The organism is Amycolatopsis sp. NPDC058986, assembly GCF_042741125.1.
In the GTDB taxonomy this organism is placed as follows: Bacteria; Actinomycetota; Actinomycetes; order Mycobacteriales; family Pseudonocardiaceae; genus Amycolatopsis.
The window spans coordinates 51,089-71,382 of record NZ_JBHYJW010000019.1 but is presented as its reverse complement, the minus strand read 5'-3'; the positions used below and the strand labels follow the sequence as shown (position 1 = coordinate 71,382).

General features: G+C 71.2%; 18 protein-coding genes. 6 read left to right on the top strand and 12 right to left on the bottom strand.

From position 1 onward, the window contains the following. A complete protein-coding gene (locus tag ACFW0G_RS18700) occupies positions 1-459 on the bottom strand; it encodes an SRPBCC family protein (RefSeq protein ID WP_378326573.1) in 459 nt (152 codons plus the stop codon). A gap of 130 nt (positions 460-589) precedes the next feature. Beyond that, positions 590-1,363: a class I SAM-dependent methyltransferase gene (locus ACFW0G_RS18695; RefSeq protein ID WP_378326639.1), complete on the bottom strand. Its 774-nt coding sequence runs from the start codon at positions 1,361-1,363 to the stop codon at positions 590-592. A gap of 133 nt (positions 1,364-1,496) precedes the next feature. Here ACFW0G_RS18695 and ACFW0G_RS18690 point away from each other — a divergent pair, with 133 nt between their 5' ends. Continuing rightward, complete coding sequence (locus tag ACFW0G_RS18690) at positions 1,497-2,081, top strand: TetR/AcrR family transcriptional regulator (RefSeq protein WP_378326572.1); 585 nt, start codon at positions 1,497-1,499, stop codon at positions 2,079-2,081. Here ACFW0G_RS18690 and ACFW0G_RS18685 read toward each other — a convergent pair. The 5 genes from ACFW0G_RS18685 to ACFW0G_RS18665 form a co-directional block, all read right to left on the bottom strand. After that, complete coding sequence (locus ACFW0G_RS18685) at positions 2,062-3,315, bottom strand: RNA polymerase sigma factor (protein WP_378326571.1); 1,254 nt, start codon at positions 3,313-3,315, stop codon at positions 2,062-2,064. The genes ACFW0G_RS18690 and ACFW0G_RS18685 overlap by 20 nt on opposite strands. After that, positions 3,312-3,707 (bottom strand): YciI family protein, encoded by a 396-nt coding sequence (locus ACFW0G_RS18680; protein WP_378326570.1) that lies wholly within the window; start codon positions 3,705-3,707, stop codon positions 3,312-3,314. The genes ACFW0G_RS18685 and ACFW0G_RS18680 overlap by 4 nt, the downstream gene beginning before the upstream one ends. Next, on the bottom strand, positions 3,704-4,219 hold the full coding sequence (locus tag ACFW0G_RS18675) for an SRPBCC family protein (protein ID WP_378326569.1): 516 nt from the start codon (positions 4,217-4,219) through the stop codon (positions 3,704-3,706). Before ACFW0G_RS18675 ends, ACFW0G_RS18680 begins: the two co-directional genes overlap by 4 nt. Positions 4,220-4,317: 98 nt before the next feature. After that, positions 4,318-6,594 (bottom strand): ATP-binding protein, encoded by a 2,277-nt coding sequence (locus ACFW0G_RS18670; protein WP_378326568.1) that lies wholly within the window; start codon positions 6,592-6,594, stop codon positions 4,318-4,320. Between the two features lie 137 nt (positions 6,595-6,731). After that, positions 6,732-7,184 carry a MarR family winged helix-turn-helix transcriptional regulator gene (locus ACFW0G_RS18665; RefSeq protein WP_378326567.1) on the bottom strand — a complete coding sequence of 151 codons (453 nt, stop codon included), beginning with the start codon at positions 7,182-7,184 and terminating at the stop codon, positions 6,732-6,734. A gap of 115 nt (positions 7,185-7,299) precedes the next feature. Between ACFW0G_RS18665 and ACFW0G_RS18660 the strand changes: the two genes are divergently transcribed. Next, on the top strand, positions 7,300-8,073 hold the full coding sequence (locus tag ACFW0G_RS18660; RefSeq protein ID WP_378326566.1) for a dioxygenase: 774 nt from the start codon (positions 7,300-7,302) through the stop codon (positions 8,071-8,073). Between the two features lie 71 nt (positions 8,074-8,144). Here the strand turns inward: ACFW0G_RS18660 and ACFW0G_RS18655 are convergent, their stop codons facing one another. Then, positions 8,145-11,228, bottom strand: a complete 3,084-nt coding sequence (locus ACFW0G_RS18655) for a beta strand repeat-containing protein (protein WP_378326565.1) — start codon at positions 11,226-11,228, stop codon at positions 8,145-8,147. Between the two features lie 205 nt (positions 11,229-11,433). Beyond that, positions 11,434-12,525: a hypothetical protein gene (locus tag ACFW0G_RS18650; RefSeq protein WP_378326564.1), complete on the bottom strand. Its 1,092-nt coding sequence runs from the start codon at positions 12,523-12,525 to the stop codon at positions 11,434-11,436. Positions 12,526-12,870: 345 nt separating this feature from the next. On the opposite strand from ACFW0G_RS18650, the gene ACFW0G_RS18645 reads away from it, so the two are divergent. From ACFW0G_RS18645 to ACFW0G_RS18635, 3 genes are read left to right on the top strand one after another with little or no spacing between them, the layout of a single operon-like run. After that, on the top strand, positions 12,871-14,085 hold the full coding sequence (locus ACFW0G_RS18645; RefSeq protein ID WP_378326563.1) for an AI-2E family transporter: 1,215 nt from the start codon (positions 12,871-12,873) through the stop codon (positions 14,083-14,085). Next, complete coding sequence (gene macS / locus ACFW0G_RS18640; RefSeq protein ID WP_378326562.1) at positions 14,082-15,218, top strand: MacS family sensor histidine kinase; 1,137 nt, start codon at positions 14,082-14,084, stop codon at positions 15,216-15,218. The genes ACFW0G_RS18645 and macS overlap by 4 nt, the downstream gene beginning before the upstream one ends. Beyond that, positions 15,215-15,886: a response regulator gene (locus ACFW0G_RS18635; protein ID WP_378326561.1), complete on the top strand. Its 672-nt coding sequence runs from the start codon at positions 15,215-15,217 to the stop codon at positions 15,884-15,886. Before macS ends, ACFW0G_RS18635 begins: the two co-directional genes overlap by 4 nt. Before the next feature lie 3 nt (positions 15,887-15,889). On the opposite strand, the gene ACFW0G_RS18630 is transcribed toward ACFW0G_RS18635, so the two are convergent. Beyond that, positions 15,890-16,981, bottom strand: a complete 1,092-nt coding sequence (locus ACFW0G_RS18630) for a hypothetical protein (RefSeq protein ID WP_378326560.1) — start codon at positions 16,979-16,981, stop codon at positions 15,890-15,892. 27 nt (positions 16,982-17,008) lie between these two features. Between ACFW0G_RS18630 and ACFW0G_RS18625 the strand changes: the two genes are divergently transcribed. Continuing rightward, complete coding sequence (locus ACFW0G_RS18625) at positions 17,009-17,662, top strand: DUF1707 domain-containing protein (protein WP_378326559.1); 654 nt, start codon at positions 17,009-17,011, stop codon at positions 17,660-17,662. A 265-nt stretch (positions 17,663-17,927) separates the two neighbouring features. Here ACFW0G_RS18625 and ptsP read toward each other — a convergent pair whose 3' ends face one another. Then, entirely contained in the window at positions 17,928-19,559 is a 1,632-nt protein-coding gene (gene ptsP / locus ACFW0G_RS18620) for a phosphoenolpyruvate--protein phosphotransferase (RefSeq protein WP_378326558.1), read from the bottom strand. Then, positions 19,552-20,277 (bottom strand): hypothetical protein, encoded by a 726-nt coding sequence (locus ACFW0G_RS18615; protein ID WP_378326557.1) that lies wholly within the window; start codon positions 20,275-20,277, stop codon positions 19,552-19,554. The genes ptsP and ACFW0G_RS18615 overlap by 8 nt, the downstream gene beginning before the upstream one ends. Positions 20,278-20,294 lie beyond the last annotated feature (17 nt).

Genomic DNA, 20,294 nt, shown 5'->3' with positions numbered 1-20,294 from the left:
TCAGGCGCGCCCGCCTGGCCTCTCGGTCAGTGCGGCGGCTGCCGTGTCGAGGATCCTGCCGAAGACACGGGACACCACGGGCCTGGCGATCCCGCGGACGAGCGCGTCGCCGAACGGGACGGGAAGTCCGACGCGGGTCGTCCACACGACCTGGGTACCGCCCGGCACCTCGGTGAAGGTCATCCGGCCGAGTTCGTGGCGGCTCGGGGGAAAGCTGCGTTCGACGACATACGTGAACTCGCGCGGCGGCTGGTAGTCGGCGATGCGCTCCCGGAACCAGCCGATGAGCCAGGTGTGCAGGCGGATGGCGCCGACACCGTAGGGCGCGCCCTGGCCGTGGCGGGCCAGACGGGCGCGCACCACGAGCGGGCTGCGGGTGTAGTTGGTCGTGGTGGCGCACCACTCGAAGACCTCGTCGATCGGCGCTGCGATCACTCGCCGGGCAGTCACGGTTTCCATGTCTCGGCTCCCTTCTGCCGTGGCCGATCTCCCGGCCGCGTTACAGCAAGGACACCCGGCGGACGTCGGATGTGACAGCGATGGCGGTGCTGCCGGTCACAGCACCGCCATCGCCGAGCGCCAAGGCTGGTCAGCTTCGCGCCGCGGTGGCCGCCAAGGTGGCGTACTGCATCGTGAAACCGCCCCCGAGCGCGTCGATGGCGGCGCCGACTTCAGCGAGCACCTCCGCCTGTTTCTCCGGCTCGAGCCGGGTGAGGCCGCCGGTGGTGGGCAACAGGTCCAGCCACTCGGCGCGGGTGTACGGCCGTTCCCAGTCGAACCGCCACTGCTCGGGTTCGCCGAACCCGCCCGCTCGCCGGAATCCGTCCGCGGCACTGGCGAACATCGCCTGGTAGACCTCCAGGCCGGTCCGGGGAGACTGGTCGCTGCCCGAGGGTGGGGGAGCCATCACCGACTCGGGCGCCACGCGACGGCAGGCTTCGTTGTAGGCCGCCAGGATCTCGGGCGGCGGGTCGTACACATGGCCGAACACCGCCAGCCTGCCGCCCGGGCGGAGCACCCGCGCCGCCTTGGCCGCGCCCGCGACCGGGTCCACCCAGTGCCACGCCTGACCGGCGACGACGGCGTCGAACGTCCGGCCCGCCGGTTCCCAGTCCTCGAACTTCGCCACCTCGACCTCGATCCCGCCGCGGCGCGCGAACTCGGCCATCCTGGCGTCAGGGTCGACGCCGAGCACCGTGCAGCCCGCCGCGGTGAACTGCCGCGCTTCGATGCCGGTGCCGCAGCCGACATCGAGGACGGCGCGGCCGGGACTCGCGGCGATGATGCGCGCCACCAGTGCGCCGGGATAAGGGGGACGGGCCCGGTCGTAACGTTCGGCGTCCACGCCGAACGACTCCGCGATCCGCCGGGCCCGATGCGGCTCGTTCCCGGCGGGGCCAGTTTGTTCCTGCGGTAGTGTGGGCATGCGCCCACTCTAGTGGGCACTTGCCCACTAGCAACGACGGTTCGCCGTCAGCGTAAGGAGAGAACCACCGGTGCCGACCGGGATCCACATCCGCGACGCGCGCAAGCAGCTGTTCGACGCCGCCGAACGCATCCTGGTCCGGGACGGGCCGAACGCGCTGACCAGCCGCGCGGTCACCACCGAGGCGGGGTGCGCCAAGGGTGTCCTGCACCGGCATTTCGCCGACTTCGACGACTTCCTCGCCGAGCTCGTCCTCGACCGCATCGCCCGGCTCGAAACCCAGGCCGGCGACCTGCTCGCGGCCGCCGGGACCCGTACCGTCGCCGACAATCTCACCGACGCGCTGACGTCCCTGTTCTCCTCGGTCGCCGTGGCGATCATCAGCCTCATCACCTTCCGGGACGAGCTGCGTGCCCGGCTGCGCCGGGACAAGCCGGCCGGGATCCCGCTCCTGACCGAGGCCGCGGCCATGCTCGTCGCCTACCTCACCGCGGAGCGCGAACTCGGCCGCATCGCGGCGGACGCCGACGTCGACACGCTCGCGCCGATGCTGCTCGGGTCCGGCCATCTGCTGTTCGCCGACCGGACCGGCGTTCCACCGGAAGCCGAAGCCGTCCACAAGGTGGTGGCGTCGGCTATCGCCGGCGTCGTATGAGCGCCAGCCCGTCCGCGCGGGTCTGGAGATAGCGCTGCTCGGGGAGACTGGTGGTCAGCCGCGCCGCCCTCCGATACCCCGCTTCGGCGGCCTCGCGATCGCCCGCCTGTTCCAGCAGGTGGGCCCGGACGGCGTACAGCCGGTGATGCCGCGACATCCGGTCGTCGGCGTCGAGGGGTTCGAGGAGCGCGAGTCCGGCTCGCGGGCCACGCACCATGGCGACGGCGACGGCGTGGTTCAGCGTGACCATCGGATTGGGATCGAGCCGTTCGAGCAGCTGGTAGAGACCGACGATCTGCGTCCAGTCGGTGTCCTCGGCACGCGCGGCCTCCGCGTGCACGGCGGCGATGGCCGCCTGGAGCTGATACGGGCCGATCCTGGCGTTGGCCAGCGTCCGGGTGATCAGCGTGATGCCCTCGCCGAGGCACTCCCGGTCCCACTTTTCGCGGTCCTGGTCGGCGAGCGGGACGAGACTGCCGTCCGGCCCGGTGCGTGCCGGGCGGCGCGCGTCGGTGAGGAGCAGGAGCGCGAGCAACCCGGCGACTTCGCCGTCCTCGGGCAGCAACGCGTGCACGATGCGGGTGAGCCGAATCGCCTCCCTGGTCAGCTCGGTGCGTTGCAGGTCAGGACCGGAAGACGCGGTGTAGCCCTCGTTGAAAATCAGGTAGAGAACGTGCAGAACGCTGAGCAGCCGATCGGCGCGCTCGGCCTCGGGCGGCGGGTCGAACCGGGCACCGGCAGCCTTGATGCGCTGCTTGGCGCGCGTGATGCGCTGGGCCATGGTCGCTTCGGGAACCAGGAAGGCGTGGGCGATCTCCGCCGTGGTCAGGCCGCCGACCGCGCGCAGGGTGAGCGCGATCTGCGACGGCGGGGTCAGGCTGGGATGGCAGCACAGCAGGAGCAACGTCAGCGTGTCGTCCTTTTTGGACTCCACGGCGTCGGCGGGAGGGGCGACGAACGCGTCCGCCGGGACCCGCGTGGCGAGCCGATCCTCGCGCTGTCTGCTCGCGAACTCGCTTCGCAGCAGGTCCGTCATCCGACGCGAGGCGACGGTGATCAGCCAGTTCAACGGGCTGTCGGGGACGCCTTCGGCCGGCCACTGCGTCGCGGCGGCGAGCAGGGCTTCCTGGACCGCGTCCTCGGCGGTCTCGAAGTTCCGGTACCGCCGCAGGAGCGCGGCGAGGACCCGCGGCGCCGAGCGGCGCAGCAGGTCCTCGACCTCGGCGTCCGTCACATCTCCTGGCCGGAGGAGGCCATGATCGGGCGGACCTCCACGGCGGCGAACCGCGCGTCCGGGAAGCGCGACGCGATCTCGGCGGCACGTTCCGGGCTCTCACAGTCCACGACGAAGTACCCCGCGAGGTGTTCCTTGGCCTCGAGATACGGCCCGTCCGTGGTCGCCGGGGCACCCTCTCGCACCCGGACCGTCTTGACCTGCGACGGATCGGCCAGCGCCTCCCCGCCGACGAGCTCTCCCGACTCGACGATCTCCCGCAGCAGCTCCTCGAACTGACCGCTCATCGCGTCCCGCTCCTCGCCGGACATCGCCAGCGCCTCCGGAACCCGCAGGAAAATGGGATGTCCCCAGCTCTTCGGGTTGCTGTAGATCATGATCAGGTACTTCACCGTGCTTCCTCCCGGTAGCGCACGCCGTCGAGCATCGCCGCGAGTGACTTCGCGATGTTCCGTTTCAGGTCCACGAGCCGCCGGTCCACCACGGCGGGGTCTTGCTCAGCCATCACCCTGATCATCGTCTCGCCGGGCCCGTGCTCGAAACTGTGCCGGAGCCGCGTCCGCTCCGCATCGATGGCGGCGAGTTCGTACCGCCAGATCGACGCGGACTTCAGCGCTTCGTCCAGCACCACCCAGGCAAAGGTCTCGGCGGGCGTCGACTCGGTGACCTCACAGATCACCGAAGCCACGAAGCCACCCCCGAACCGGTTGCGGCCGACGAAGCGATTGCCCACCCGAGGCGGCTTTCCCGCTCCGTACAGCCACTCGGTGTGTTCACACTCGGGGCTCCACTCGCCGTACCTCGGCACGTCGGTGACCAGCTCCCAGAGCCGTTCCACCGGCAGGTCCACCACCAGGGAGACGTCGGTACGCGCCCCCGTCACGACGTCCACTGACTGTCCCATCGCCGACCTCCTCGACGCGCCCACGGTGGGCGCTTCGCAGCGGAGGTCGGAGCGGGCCCCGGCGGCTCTACATCCTTCGGTGAGAAATTTCCGGCGGATTATCCGGCGCCCCGCGCGGCCACCCAGACGGCGATCTGCGCGCGGTTGGCCAGGCCGAGTTTGGTCAGGATGTGGTCGATGTGGGCGTCCGCCGTCCGCTTCGCGATCGTGAGGGCGCTGGCGATCTGCTGGTTGGTGTGTCCTCGCGCGACGAGTTCCGCGACCTCGTACTCGCGCGGGGTGAGCCCGCCCCGATCGGCGACAGGAGCGGGCGGGGACTCGTCCAGCGCGTACCGGACGACCTCGTCGAGGAGCATCGTGCGGCCGCGGGCGTAGTTCCGTTCGAAAGCGGCGTCGCCGAGCGCCTGTTTGGTGAGCGACTCGTGCCGGTCGAGCCGGGCGGCCCAGATCGGGAATGAGCGAGCCTGGAGGTCGATGGACGCCCAGATCACGTCGGCCGCGCCGAACAACGTGCCCGCACGGTCGAACCGTTCCTCGCGAGCGGCGGTCCACGCCAGCAGATGGGTGTTCGCCGCGGCGATGAACCATGCCCCGGTCGACGCGCTGAACCGCAGCGCGAGCTTGCCGAAGCGCTCCGTCTCGGCGAGATCGTCCACTTCGAGGTGGATGTAGCCGAGCGCGCACATCGCCCAGCCCCGGAAGTAGATCTCCCCGGCGTTCTCACTACGTTCGACGCATTCGCCGAGCAGCTCCATGGCGGTCTCGACGTCACCACCGAAGCCGCGGGCGAAGCCACCGAAGCACAGTGCGTTCAGCTCGCCCTCGAAGAACCCTAGTGCGCGGTACGCGGTCAGCGCGTTGTCCAGCAGGGGAATGGCGGGCGTGCAGTAGTCGGCGAGGAAGAGTCCGACCCCGCCGCTGAACGCCACCTCGGCGGCCAGCGCGTCGTCCCCGGCTTGCGTGGCCATTTCGTTCGCCGCGGTGAGCTGCCGGGTCGCGGGCTCCGCCTCACCACGGACCGCGGCGAGGAATCCGTCGATCCACACGCCGACGCGGTATTCGCGTTCGTCAGGCGAAAGGACTTCGAGCGCCCGCTCGACGAACCGGCGCGTCTCGTTCATGTACCCGAACACCGTCCAATATGGACGGATGTGGTCGAGCATGCGGACCGCGACCGCGGCTTCGCCGGGGGTGTCGACGCAGAACCCGAGTGCGACCCAGATGTTGGCGAGTTCCCTCGGCAGCCGTTCCAGCCAGGCGAGCTGCCCCGTGCCGAGCCATTCCGCGCCGAACCGCTCGGTCACCCCGCGATACCAGTCGCGATGCCGGCGAGCCACCGGCTCCACGTCCTCGCCCAGCCGCTCGTGCCCGTACTCGCGCAGCGTCTCCAGCATCCGGTACCGCACTCCGCTGCCGTGGTCCTCGCGGATCAGCACCGATTTGTCCAGCAGCCCATCGATCAGGTCCAGGACCTCGGCCTCCTCGACGCCGTCCCCGGCGCACACGTACTCGGCCGCGTCGAGTTCGAACGAGCCGGAGAACACCGAGCTGCGGGCCCACACCAGACGTTCGGCCGCGGTGCACAGGTCGTGACTCCAGTCGATGGTCGCCCGCAGTGTCTGCTGCCGACGCGGCGCGTCCTGGGCGCCGGTGGTCAGCAACGACAGCCGCCGGTCCAGCCGTTCGACGATCTGCGCCGGGGTCAGCGAGCGCAGCCGGGCGGCGGCGAGTTCGATCGCCAGTGGGAGGCCGTCCAGTCGCCGGGTCAACGCCACGACGTCGGCGCGGTTCTCCTCGGTCACCTCGAACGACGGCGACACCGTCCGCGCGCGATCCGCCAGCAGCCGGACCGATTCGCACGCCGTCAGCTCCGCCAGCGACGCGGTGTCCTCTGCTTCGGGCAGCATCAGCGGCGGGACCGGGAGGATCCGTTCGCCCTCGACGCCGAGCGACTGCCTGCTGGTGGTCAGGATCGCGACCCCGGGACACGCGGCCAGCACCGCGGACACGAGGTCGGCACAGGCGTCCAGCAGGTGTTCACAGTTGTCCAGCACCAGCAACAGCACGCGCCGCCGGAGGTGATCGACGACCAGGTCCGGCGCCGGGCGCCCGGACAGCGCCCGCAGCCCCAGCGCGTCGGCCACCGCTGTCGGCACCAGGGCCGGATCGCGCAGCCGGGCCAGTTCCACCAGTACAGCGCCGTCGGCGAACCGGGTCCGCGCCTCGCTCAGGACACGCATCGCGAGCCGGGTCTTCCCGACGCCGCCCGAGCCGGTCAACGTCACCAGCCGGTGCCGTTCGAGCAGCCGCCGTGTCTCGGCCAGCTCGATGACCCGGCCGACGTAACTCGTCGGCTCGGCGGCGTGGGCGCTCATCGGCTGAGGCTGATCTTTCCGGCGTTCATCGCGGTCATGCTAATGCGAACCGGCACGTTTCTTCCGGATTCTTTTCGAAGAATTCAACCAGGAAAAACGCGAATCGAATTCACGGCAGAGAAGAGTGCTCGAATCACTCAGCCGAGTTCGCCGAAACGCCGCACGAACGCCGTGAGCAGACGGCCGAAAGCGATCCGGTCCTCCTCGGACCACTCGGCCATCACCTCGGCGAACACCCCGCGCCGGAACTCGTGCAGCTCATCGAGTTCGGCGCGACCGGCGTCGGTGAGGACGAGCACCGTGCGACGCCCGTCCCGTTGGTCGGCTTCCCGCCGCAGCAGCCCGCGTTCGACCGCGCGGGCCACCAGCCTGCTCGCGCGCGGCTGGTCGACGCCGAGCGCGGCACCCAGTGCGGTCACCGTGCCGGACTCGCCGCGTTCGGAGAACTCTTCGACGACGTCGAGGAGTTCGATCACCGGATCATGCGCACCGCGGCCACGCGTGCGGGCGATCCCGCTCAGCGAACGCCGCTGCTGACTCCGCCGGATCGCGATCATCGCACGCTCGACCTCGGCCACCGCGTCCGTCATCCTCGCGCCCTCTTCCACCGCTCCATCTTCTCCAAAGCGTGCCCTCAGGGAATATCGCCATCCACCACGACGTCGAGTATCCTAGTAGTTGAACTTTCAAATACTGGAGGTCGTGATGACCACACCGGTGCTGTACCTGAGCCACGGCGCCCCGCCGCTCGCGGACGACGCCACCTGGACCCGCCAGCTCGCGAACTGGTCGGCCGAGCTGACCCGGCCTCGCGCGGTCCTGGTCGTGTCCGCGCACTGGGAGGAGGCCCCGCTGACCATCGGCGCCACCACCACGGTGCCGCTCGTCTACGACTTCTGGGGCTTCCCCGACCGCTACTACCAGGTGAAATACGCGTCGCCGGGCGCCCCAGAACTCGCCGCGAAGGTGCGCAAGCTGCTGCACTCGGCCCAGACGCCGGTGCACGAGGCGCCGGATCGCGGGCTCGACCACGGCGCGTATGTCCCGCTGGTGGAGATGTACCCGGACGCGGACATCCCGGTCCTGCAGATCTCGATGCCGTCGCTGGACCCGCGGGAGCTGTTCGACCTCGGCCGCAAGCTCGCGCCGCTGCGCGACGAGGGCGTGCTGATCATCGGCAGCGGATTCTTCACCCACAACCTGAGCGCGATGAGCCGGACCGCGGGCGTCGACGGCACCCCGCCCGCGTGGTCGAGCGACTTCGACCAGTGGGGCGCGGAAGTCCTGCGGGCGGGCGACATCGACGCGCTGCTGGACTTCCAGCACAAGGCCCCTGCCGCCGAGATCGCGCACCCGAAGATCGAGCACTTCGCCCCGCTGTTCGTCACCCTCGGCGCGAGCAGCGACGAGGGCAAGGGCCGGACCGTCATCGACGGCTTCTGGCACGGCCTGGCGAAGCGTTCACTGCAGTTCGCCTGACACGACGAAAGCGGGCCCAGGAGCTGGATGCTCCTGGGCCCGCCCATTCAGGGAGTCAGCCGGTGGCTAACTCACTTGCCCATCGTGTGGAACTTGCCGGTCAGCTTCGCGAGCAGGTCGCGGAACATCGACAGCGGCGAGGAGTCGGCCGTGGCCAGCGCCGGGGTCTCCGTCTTCGGGGTGAACTGCGCGTTCGCCAGGCTGGGCAGCTTGGCGGTGTGCAGCTCGGGCGCGCCCGGCAGGGCCGGGGTCGCGGGCAGAGCCGGGGCCGCCGGAACGGCCGGGGCCGAGGGCAGGCCCGGGGCCTCGTCGGCACGCTGCGCCGGGGTCGGCAGCTTCGGCGTGACGCCGCCGCCGAGGTGACCCAGGTTGCCCAGCTTGCTGCCCACGTTGCCCAGGCCCGTCAGCTGGTTCTGGATCGACTCCAGACCGGCCAGCTGCACCGGCGTGGTCTTCACCGGCGAGTCCGCACGCTCCGCGGCGGGCATCGTCTTCGCCCCCGGGGTCGGCAGTCCCGGCACCCCGCTGGCGGGCAGCGCGGGCAGGTCCGTGGCACCCAGCTCGGAACCGTTCGGCAGGTCGAGCGGCAGGCTCTCGTTCTGGCCGTTGATCGACGTCACGTCGGTGGTGTGCGACGTGGCGTTCGCCAGGACCGGGACGCGCTTGTCGTCGGCCGGGACGATGAGGACCAGCGGGTGGTGCAGGTTGACACCGGACAGGCTGCCCGAGTCACCGTCGGTGACGGCGTCGCCGCCGACCTGGCCGATGGTCTGGTTGTCGGCCTGGGACTTCGACACCGAGCCGACCGCGGCCACGGAGTCGCCGAAGGCCTTCGGGTCCGCGGCGGCCGGGATGTCCAGGATGTCGCCGGACAGCGAGCCCTCGACGCCCGAGGTGGACAGGTTCCCACCGGAGGTGCTGTTGGTGGTGTCGGTGCCGGTGCCGTGGGCGATGCCACCGGCGCCGGAGACCGCGTCGTTGGCGGCCGGGACGACCGGCAGCGCCTCGGCGCCGACGATGTCCCCGGCGATCGCGCCACCGTCACCGTTGGTCGACGAGTCGCCACCGGCGATCGAGTTGACGTCGTTCGTGCTGACGCCACGGCCGATGCCCGCGGCGCCGACGCCGTGACCAGCCACCGGCACGGACCCACCGATGGGGCCCTGCACGATGTTGCCGGCGAGCGCGCCGTCCTTGCCGTCCGCGGTGGCCTTGCCGCCGGCCTTGGAGTCGGTCAGGTTGTCGCTGGCGCCGGTGCCGATGCCCGCGAGAGCACCGCCGATGCCGTGCACCTGCGTGGGCTCCGAGACCGGCACGTGGACCAGGTTGCCCGCGCCGGCACCCTTGTCACCGGTCGCGTGGACGTCGCCGCCCGCGTTCGAGGTGGTGTCGCCGCTGGCCTTGCCGTGGCCCTGGCCGATGAAGGTGCCGCCGACGCCGAACGCCTGGACCGGCAGGGAAACCGGCGTGGTGGCGAGGTTCGAGCTGAGGAAGCCGTTGTCGTCGTTGGTGTTCCCACCGCCGCCGCCGGAAACGGTCTTGGTCTCCTGCGCGGTGCCGGAGCCCTGGCCGATGAACGAGCCGCCGGTGCCGAGCACCTCGGTCGGAACCGCCGTCGGCACCTGGACGATGTTGCCCGACCCGGAGGAGTCGTTGCCGGTGGTGCCGTCGTACGCGCCCGCCGTGACGTTCTTCGTCTCGGTGGCCGAAGCGGTGCCCTGCCCGATGAACGAGCCGCCGACGCCGTAGACCTCGGGGGCCAGCGCGTCCTGCGTGTTGACCACGTTGCCGGTCAGCGTCGAGTTGTCACCGGTGGTGTGGCTGCCGTTGCCGGCGTTCGCGGTGACGTCGTTGACGCACCCGGCGGCGTTGGCGTTACCGATGTGCGAGCCACCGATGCAGGTGACCTCGACCGGCGCCGCCAGCGCCGGGTCGACGACGTTCGCCGAACCCGCGGCGCCGTCGCCGGTGCTCTGCACGAAGCCGCCGGCGTCGACGTTGCTGCCGGTGGTGTTGCCGCTGGCCTGGCGCTCCATGGCCCCCGGCTTGCCGGTGGCCGCGTTGCCGATCCAGGTCGCCGCCACCTGGCTGACGTTCGCGATGTCCGCGGTCTGCGGAACGACGGCGTTGCCGTCCGCGAAGGAGTTCTGCCCAGTCGTCTGGACGTAGGCCGGGGTGTCCTTGAAGCCGGGGGTCTTGTCCCCGGCCTTGGCGTCCGCGGTGGAGTTCGAGTTCGCGTGGGCGTTGGAGCCCCACGCGCTCGCCGCGTTGTCGTTGAACTTCACCGGCAGCGCGACCGGCACGGCGCCGACGTTGCCGCTGGCCGCGCCTTCGTCGCCCGCAGTCTTGATCCAGCCACCGGAGGTGGCGGAGGTGTCGGCGTTGTAGCCCTCGCTGTGCGCGTTGCCGAGGATCCAGGACGCGGCGTTGCCGGTCACCTGGACCGGAGTCGCCAGCTGCCCGCCGACCACGTTGCCCGACGCGCTGGCGTCGTTGCCGTTGGTGGTGGTGTTGCCGGTCTCGGTCGCGCTCTGGCTGGCCGAGCCACCGTTGACGCGGCCACTGCCGCCGGCGAGCCCGACGCCGTTGCCCGCGAGCTGGACGGGGGCCGCCCAGTCGAGGTTGACGACGTTCCCGGCGAGACCGGAGCCCTCACCGGTGGTGTCGACGTCCTGGTTGTGGGTCCAGGTCTGCTGGTGGTTGCCACCCTCGACCTTCGCGTCACCGAGGACGGCGACCGCGTTGTCCACGATCTGGATCGGGACGACGACGTCGCCGACGACCTTGTTGTGCTTGAGGGTGCTGTCGGTCGGGGTGAAGGCACCCGCGCCGTCCGCCTTCGTCGCACCGCCGAGAGTGCTCTGGCTGACCGGGCTGCTGCCCTTGTCGAGCATCTGTGCGCCGCCCTTGAGCGGCTCGGTGACCGGCTTGGTGCTCAGCTCGGTGTTCATCGCCGGAACGTCGGCCTGCCCGAAGGGCGTGCCGATCGCGTTGTTGGCGGTCTGGACCGGAACGGTGACGTTCAGGTCGAGCGGCGAGGCAGGGGTGTCGGGGCTGACAGGGTTCTCGTCAGCCGAGGCGATGCCGGTGCCCAGCATCAACAACCCACCCGTGACCAACGCGGTCTGGAGTCCGCGCTTTGCCCAGGTCTGCATGGGGTTTTTCTCCTTATATTTCGGGTTCCCTTGCGGGCTTGTGGGGTGCGGCTCATCGCGAGAAGAAGACGCACCGATAGGGGAAAGAAGGTGCGAGCGCGCATCAGCGGCCGCGGCGTATGCGGGACTGAAGGAGCGGACGCGTCACCGGCACATCAGAAGGTGGCGGCGAAGGGCGCGTCGGCTGCCCCGCGGTGAAGGTGAATCAGTCGGGAGTGACGCCGGGCTGGTGGCCCGGGGAGAGCGGCGTGTGCCGCAGGCCGGAGCGGGTGGCACCCGCGACGGCGTTGTCGACGGCGGCGGCGACCCAGGAGGGAACGCCGAAGGTCATACCGTCGAGGTGACCACCGGGGGCGGAACCGCCACCGGGGGCTGTGGGGATGGACGGCGGCGCGAGCGGAAGCTGCACCGGCGACAACGGAGCCGACGGCAGATCGCGGTGCCCGTTACGGGAGGACCGCTCGGTGCCGGAGCCGTCGAGATCGGAAACGTTCTGCGCGGCGCCCGGCATCGCGTTGGCGGCCTGGAGCGCGGCGGGAAGCTGGACAGTGGCGGGCTCGACCGGACCGGAAACCTGGCCGGGAGCGCCGCCGGTGGCAGCAGTGGCGGGGGTGACCGGCTCGACCGGGGAAACCGGGAGCCCGGGCAGCGTGGGCACGAAGTCGTGGTGGGCGTTCGGGTCGAGCAGCTGCCAGACCTTGCGGCCGAAGTCGTCCGCGCCGGGCGCGGGGGTGAAGGTGTCGCCGAGGACCTGGCGGGTGTCCTCCGGCTTGCGGGCGATGTGCTCGAACGCGCCGAGCGTGCGCTCCGCCGGGGCCACGACCGCGTCGCTCGCGAGGCCGGACACGGCGCCGGTGACGCGGTCGGAGGTCTTCTGCTCGATCGAACGGTGCGTGCCGTGCTGCCGCAGCGAGCCGGTGGCCGTGTCCACCGCGCAGGCGGTGTGCGAGCCGCCGGGCTCGCCCGCGGTCTGCGGCATGGACCAGGTGGTGGCGTCCTGCTGGCAGGAGAGGTCGGCGACGGCGCCGGTCGCGGCACCCGCGACCTGACCGGCGAAGCGGGACGCGCCGCCGGTCGCGTCGTTGAGACCGGCGGTGGTGGCGTCGGTGACCGGGGTGACGCTGGCGGTGCCCGTCTGCACGGCGTCGGCTGTGGAAGAGGCGGAAGCGGCGGCACCAGAGACGAGCCACGCGGCGGCGGTGCCCGCCACGGCGCCACCCACGACGAACAGCGCACGCGACGCGAGACGGCCGAAGCGCTTCGCGCCCCGCCCCTCGTTCGCCGCTGCGTTCGCCACGCGTGCTTCTCCTCGTCCGCCTTGCCGAATTTCGGATCTGAATGAGTGCTTCGGGGCGGAATTCGAAGTTCCACTCGCCGTTGCGGGACCGAGACAATCAGGCCGCAAGGTCGATTCGCATCCTCGACACGACTTGATGCCACCATCGTGTGATGAACACAGCGTGCTTCCGAATGTGACTTTCCGTCATCAATCCAGGCGAAACCCAGTTACTCCACGGTCGGGTGACGCCTTCGGCGACACCGCGCTGTAGGCCGCGTCACACCGGGCAAATCGGACGACGGCACGCTTCCGCGCCGGGCCCAAATCAGCCGGGAAGATCCGGGTGCCCGATACGGTGGGCCGGTGAGCCAGCCTCAGCGCGCGCGACGCGAAGAACCGTTCCTGCCGGAGCCGGAGGACATCACCGGGCTCATTCCCCGTGGCCTGCGGGTGAGCGCCGCATTGGCGTGGCGGTTCATCGTGGTGGCCGCCGCGCTCTACGCCGTCGTCTGGCTGATCGGCTACCTCGGCGTGGTGGTCGTCCCGCTGTCGATCGCGCTGCTGCTCGCGGCGTTGCTCGGCCCGGCGGTCTCGCGGCTGGTCAAATGGCGCGTCCCGCGGGGTCTGGCCACCGGGATCATGATCATCGCCGCGCTCGCGGTACTGGGCGGTCTGCTGACGTTCGTCATCACGCAGATCTCCGACGGCATGCCGCAGCTGCAGAAACAGCTCACCGAAAGCCTGAACCAGATCAAGAACTGGCTCATCAACGGGCCGCCGCATCTGAAGCAGGAACAGATCCAGGACTTCATCAACCAGGCCATCGACCTGTTGCAGAAGAATCAGCTGTCGATCACCACCACGGCGCTGACCACGGCGGGCACGGTCGGCGAGATCCTCACCGGTTTCGTGCTGACGCTGTTCATCCTGATCTTCTTCCTCACCGGCGGTGAGGGGATCTGGACGTTCCTGACCCGCGGCATCCCCCGGCAGGTGCGCCGCCGGTTCGACGTCGCCGGGCGCCGGGGATTCGCCTCGCTCGTCAGCTACGTCCGCGCCACCGCGGCGGTCGCGGTCGTGGACGCGGTGGGCATCGGCATCGGGCTGGCGATCGTGGGGGTCCCGCTCGTCGTCCCGCTGGCGACGCTGGTCTTCCTCGGCGCGTTCATCCCGATCATCGGCGCCGTCATCACGGGCGGGGTCGCGGTGCTCGTCGCGCTGGTGACCAAGGGCTTCGTCGGCGCGCTCATCGTGCTGGCCATCGTCATCGGCGTGATGCAGCTGGAGAGCCACATCCTGCAGCCGCTGCTGCTCGGGCGCGCGGTGAAGCTGCACCCGCTGGCCGTGGTCCTCGCGATCACCGCCGGCCTGGTCGTGGCCGGGATCGCCGGCGCGCTGCTCGCGGTGCCGCTGCTGGCCGTGGTGAATTCCGGCGTCCGGTCCTTCCTGCACGAGGGCGAAACGGATCCGGGAACCGTCGACGTGATGGACACCGCGGCGGCCAACCCGGACACCGACCCGCACGCGGAGACCGACGACAAGGACGAGAAATCGGACACCGGGAAAACCGAGTCGTGATCGCGCCGGTCGCCCGTGACCCGGCGACACCGCTGTGGCGTGGGGTGATCGTGCTGCGGGTGGTCACGCTGCTGTTCGCGGTCGGTGCGGTGTTCGTGCACCGGGCCGAGTACCAGCGTGAATGGCTGGCGTGGACGGTCCTCGGCGTGATGGCGGCGTGGACGCTGGTGACGAGCGTGTTCTACGCCTACGAATCCGGCCGATGGCGTGGCCTCGTCGTCGTCGACGTGCTGTTGACCTGCGCGCTGATGCTGACTTCACCGCTGGTGCTGTCGGACGCCCAATACGCGAAGACGGCACCGCTCATCACGACGGTGTGGGTGGCGGTAGCCCCGCTCACCGCCGGTGCGCGGTTCGGCGCGTCCGGCGGCGTGGTGGCCGGGCTGATCGTCGCCGTCGGCACCGGGTTCGCGCGGATGCGGTTCGACCTCGACGTCGCCCGCGACGGCGTGCTGTTGTGTGCGAGCGCGCTGCTGGTCGGGATGGCCGCGACGACGGCGCGTCGCTCGGCGGAGCGGCTGGCGCGGGCGTTGCGGACGGAAGCGGCGACGGCGGAGCGGGAACGGCTGGCGCGGACGATCCACGACAGCGTGTTGCAGGTGCTGGCCAGGGTTCGCCGCCGCGGCGGGGAACTCGGCGGCGAGGCCGCCGAACTCGCGCGGCTGGCCGGTGAGCAGGAGATCGCGTTGCGCGCGCTGGTGACGACGGAGCCGGTGAAGCCGAGTGGCCGGGGCACCACCGATCTGCGCTCGGCGCTGCAGTTGCTGGCGACGCCGTCGGTGCAGGTGTCGACGCCGGCGGGCGAGGTCGAGCTGCCCGCCCAGGTCACCGACGAGCTGGTCGCGGTCACCCGCGAGGCACTGTCCAATGTGGAGAAACACGCCGGACCGGACGCGCACGCGTGGGTGTTGCTGGAGGATCTGGGCGGCGAGGTCGTGGTGTCCATCCGCGACGACGGCCCGGGTATTCCCGACGGCGCGCTGGAACGCGCGGCGGCGCAAGGACATCTGGGAGTGGTGGAGTCCATCCGGGGGAGGGTGCGCGATCTCGGCGGGAGCGCGGCGCTGGACACCGCGCCGGGCAGCGGCACGGAGTGGGAAGTCAGGGTCCCGACCAGGAGGGGAACACGATGACGGACGAGCCGGGCAAGGTGTCGGTGATGGTGGTCGACGATCACCCGATCTGGCGAGACGGCGTGGCACGCGACCTGGCCGAGCACGGTTTCGACGTCCGGGCGACGGCCCCGGACGCGCCGGCCGCGCTGCGGATCGCGCGGACGGTGCGCCCGGACGTCGTGCTGATGGACCTCAACCTCGGGGAGACCTCGGGGGTCGACGCGACCAGGGAGATCACCACCGCGCTGCCCGAGACGAAGGTGCTGGTGCTGTCGGCGAGCGGTGAACACAGCGACGTGCTCGAGGCGGTGAAGGCGGGCGCGTCCGGCTACCTGGTGAAATCGGCGTCGGCGGTGGAGCTGGTGGACGCGGTGCGCCGGACCGCGGCGGGCGATCCGGTGTTCACCGCCGGGCTGGCCGGGCTGGTGCTTGGCGAGTACCGGCGGATGGCCGACGCCCCGGCGGACGGTTCCGGCGGCGCCGAACCGCCGCGGCTCACCGAGCGCGAGACCGAGGTGCTGCGGCTGGTCGCGAAGGGGCTGACGGCGCGGCAGATCGCCGAGAAACTGGTGCTCTCGCACCGCACGGTCGAGAACCACGTGCAGTCGACGCTGCGAAAACTCCAGCTGCACAATCGCGTCGAGCTGGCCCGCTACGCCATCGAGCACGGACTGGACGCGGAGTAGCGGTCACAGCGTCACGATGGTCTGGCCGCGTTCGGCCGGTGGCTTCGCCTTGCCGAGCCGCCACGCGGGCTCGCCCGGATGCCAGGCGCCGACGACGTCGTCGGCGAGCACCAGATCGCCCGCGTCGCTCCAGTCCAGCCCGGTGTGCTTGAGCCCGCCCGCCGTCGCGTAGGGCATCGACGGCACGTGACGCCAGGCCGCCGTGCCGAGATCCAGCAGCCACACGTCCCGCGTCTGGACGCTCGATCCCTGCCACGCCGGATCCCCGAACTCCACCGCGGCCAGCCGGCCGTCGCGGCTGGGCAGCGCGTTCGCCGTGCCGTTGGGCACCGGGCGGGCGAGCTGCTTCCGTGTCCCGTCGCGCAGGTCGAGCACGGTGAAGTCGATCAGCCCGCCGATCAGCAGCCGATCACCGGCTATCGCCATGATCCGCGGGAACTGGTGGATGGTCCGGCCGGTTTCCGGGTCGATCAGCACGTCCTCGCTCTGGGCGGCGTCGCCGTTGACGGTGATGAGGAGCCCGCGCGCGGATTCCTGACGGACGAACGTGCGGCAGCTGGCCGGCGTACCGGGTCCGGCCGCCTTGCCGGTCAGGGAGACGCGCTGGAGGCGGCAGCTTTCCGGACCGTCCTCGCGGATCAGCCACAGGCTCTCCCGGTCGGCGCCCGGAGCCGCGCTGCGTGCCTTGCCCAGCGAACGTGGTGAGCCGCCGGGATCGGGGTAGACGTACACGTCCCACGGCTCGCACGTGGCCGTGCACATCGGCGCGTCGAGCAGTACCGGAGTGGTCCCCACCCGCAGCAGCGAGGTCAGCCGTTGGCCTCCCGCCGCGCCCTTCAACGGGACGAGCGCGCCCGTGTCGGCGTCGAAGACGCCTGGTGGCGACGTCTGCAGCACGAGCCGGACCCCGATCCCGCCCGTCGCGGTCACTCCGGCGAGCCCAGGCGCCGGTGACGCCGATGAGGTCGGCGAAGTCGTGGGCGGTTGGTACGGCGGGGGCCCGGTGGTACATCCGCCCAGCACGAAGCCCGCCGCGATGACCGCGGCGAGCGCGCGAACTACGGGTCCGTTCAGGGTTTTTCCCCGATCTCCCATGGCAATCAGGGTTTTACCATCGTGGCCATGGGCGAGGAAGAGGCGGCCGAGACCGTGACCGAGACGAAGCCGTTGGGCCCGCGCGATCTGCGGGTGTCCGACAGCGAGCGGGAGCACGTGGTCGAGGTCCTGCAGAAGGCGATCGGGCGCGGCATGCTCGACCTCGACGAGTTCACCGAGCGGACCGACCGCGCGCTCGCCGCGCGGACCCGGGGCGAGCTGAACGCGGTCCTCGCCGACCTGCCCGGCCTGGTGCACCCGGACGCCGCGATGGTGCCGGTGCCGAGCCAGTACGCGCCGCCCGCGACGCTCCCGACCTTCGGCCAGGCGGTGGTGCTGCAGTCGAAGTACGGGTCGATCCTGCGCCAGGGCCCGTGGCTGGTGCCCGCCGAACTGGTCGTCCGCAACAAGTACGGGGGCACGAAGCTCGACTTCAGCCAGGCGGAGATCCCGCACCGGGTGGTGCGGATCCACGTCGACTGCAAATGGGGCTCGGTGGAGATCATCATCCCGGCGCACGCGGCGGTCGACATGAACAGCATCGGCGAAGCCAAGTTCGGCTCGATCGAGGACAAGACCTACTCGAACGGCCGCCAGGGGAATCCGCTCTTCGTGCTCACGGGCCGAGTCCACGGTGGTGGCCTGGTGGTCCGGAACCCACGCCGCGGCATCTTCGGCTGAGCCCCCGCCACACCTGCGCACCCCCCACCCGCCCTGGGGGCCAGCCCTGCATCATCCTATCGCCGGGGACCGACAAATCCCGGCGATAAGGCGTTGAAGGGCTGAGTTGTCCACACCGAGACGCTCCTGTGGACAAAGCCGGCGGCAGTAAAGGTCCCTTGCTTCCAACCCCACGGGGATGGGGCTTCGCTATGTGCTGAAGGCGTCCTTCAGCACCTCCCCGCGCTCGAGCGTGAGTAAAGGTCCCTTGCTCCCGCCGCCGAGGTCAGCGGGCGGTGGCTGCCCTGGCCGCGGCCGGGTCGGCGGCCGCCAGCGCGGCGGCGGCGAGCGTCTCGCACTCGGCGAGGGTGGCCGACGCGAGGGAGGCACCGACCGCCCGCACGGCGGGCGCGTTCATAGACAGGCTGGTCAGGCCCAATCCCGCGAGGACGAGAGCAAGCCGCGGATCGGCCGCGGCCTCGCCGCAGACCCCGGCGGGTTTGCCGGTCGCCTTCGCCGCGTCGCCGATGAACCGGAGCAGGCGCAACAGACCGGGCTGCCACGGATCGTTGAGCTTCGCGACCGCACCGAGCTGCCGGTCGGCGGCGAAGGTGTACTGCGCGAGGTCGTTGGTGCCGACCGACACGAAATCGACCACGTCGAGAATTTCACGGGCGGTGAGCGCGGCCGCCGGGATCTCGATCATCACCCCGGCCCGCGCGATGCCCGCCGCGCGGACCCGCTCGGCGAACCACGCCGCTTCGGCCGCGGTCGCGACCATCGGCGCCATGACCGACACCTCGGCGCCGGAGTCCTGCGCGGCACCCGCGATGGCTTCCAGCTGCCGGTCGAGGACGTCCGGGCGGTCGAAGGCGATCCGCAGGCCGCGCACGCCGAGCGCGGGGTTCGGCTCGGCCTCGGGGGAGAGGAAGGCGAGCGGCTTGTCGGCGCCGGCGTCCAGGGTCCGGACGATGACGGGCTTGCCGCGGAACGGCGCCAGCACCGCGGTGTAGGCCTTCCGCTGCTCCTCGACGGACGGCTCGCTGGGCGCGTCGAGGTAGCAGAATTCGGTGCGGAACAGGCCGACGCCCTCGGCGCCGGCGTCGGCCGCGGCCTGGGCGTCGGTGGCCGAGCCGACGTTGCCGTAGACCTTGACGCGGTGGCCGTCGGCGGTCGCGCCGGTGCCGTTCCACTCGACCGGGCCGAGCGCGGCCGCGGTCACGACGGCCGCGGCCGGATCGGCGACCTGGACCGTTCCGGCATCGCCGTCGACGGCCAGCGCCGCGGCGTCGAGCACCAGCAGCCCACGCACGGCGACCACAGCGGGGATGCCGAGCGCGCGGGCGAGGATGGCGGTGTGGCTGGTCGGCCCGCCCTCCTCGGTGACGAGCGCGAGCACCTTCGCCGGGTCGAGCCCCGCGGTGTCGGCCGGGGCGAGGTCGCGCGCCACGAGCACGCTGGGCGAGGTCAGTTCGGGCACCCCCGGCGGGGCGATGCCGAGCAGTTCGGCGACGAGCCGGTCGCGGACGTCCCGGATGTCGCGGACGCGTTCGGCCATGTACCCACCGGCCGCGGCCAGTGCCTCGGCGAACTTCTCCGCGGCCTGGTGGACGGCGCGGGCGGCGGGCAGGTTCTGCGTCTTGACCAGCTGTTCGGCCTGCGAGGCGAGCGCCGGATCGGCAGCCATCGCGGCGGTCGTGATCAGGATCGTCGCGGCCTCACCGGTCGCGCTCTCGGCCTGCTTCTCCAGCCGCGCGGCGACGGCCTGCGCGGCGGGCGCGATACGGGCCGCCTCGGCCGCCGGATCGGCGGGCGCGGGCGTCGCGGCGGGTTCGCCCAGCGGCTCGGCGACGCGGACGACGGGACCACTGGCACGACCGGGGCTGACGGCTACTCCGGTCAGCGACGACTCAGACATGGTCTAGACCATAGCTCAAGTAGGCGGCGATATCGCGGGGTGGAGCGCACCAGCCCTCCGATCGCACCCTGTCAAGTACCGGCCGCACCTCCTCGTGCCACCAGGCCTCGGCCAGTTCCTCCCTGGTCCGCACCGGTTTTCCCGCCAAACCACGGCGGAAACCCCACGCTTCGGCCGCGTCGGCGAGGCGGAGCCAGTCGGCCGGGTCGTCGAGCCACAGCCCGGTGCGGACGTCGTCGGCGAGCGGGACACGCTCGAGGAACCTGCGCTCGGCCGCCTTCTGCGGCAGGTGCGCGAGGGTGATGCACCGCTCCAGGAACGCGATCGTGCAGATCTTCCGCACCCGCGCCCGGATCGTCGCGGACCCGCGCACTCGGGAGATCGACACGCGGTGGTGGCCGTCCTCGACGAAGTACAACTCGCCGATCCGGACCAGCCGCACCGGCGGCAGATCGGCCGACGTCCCGGCCAGCGCCTCCCAGCGCTCCCGCAGCGCGCGGTTACGCGGCCGGAATTCCCGGTCGAAGTCGTCCACCCTGGCGACCGTCCCCACCACGGCGTCGAGCACGACGTCCCGCTCGCCCTCGTCCGCTTCACTCTGTCTGCCGAGCGCCGCCAGCGTCTCGTCGAGCGGCATGATCGCCAGGTCTTCACGACGACGCGCACGCTGGGCGAGGTGACCACGCCACCACGCCGAACCGAAGGAATCCGCGGCCATATGAGGTCCAACGTCAC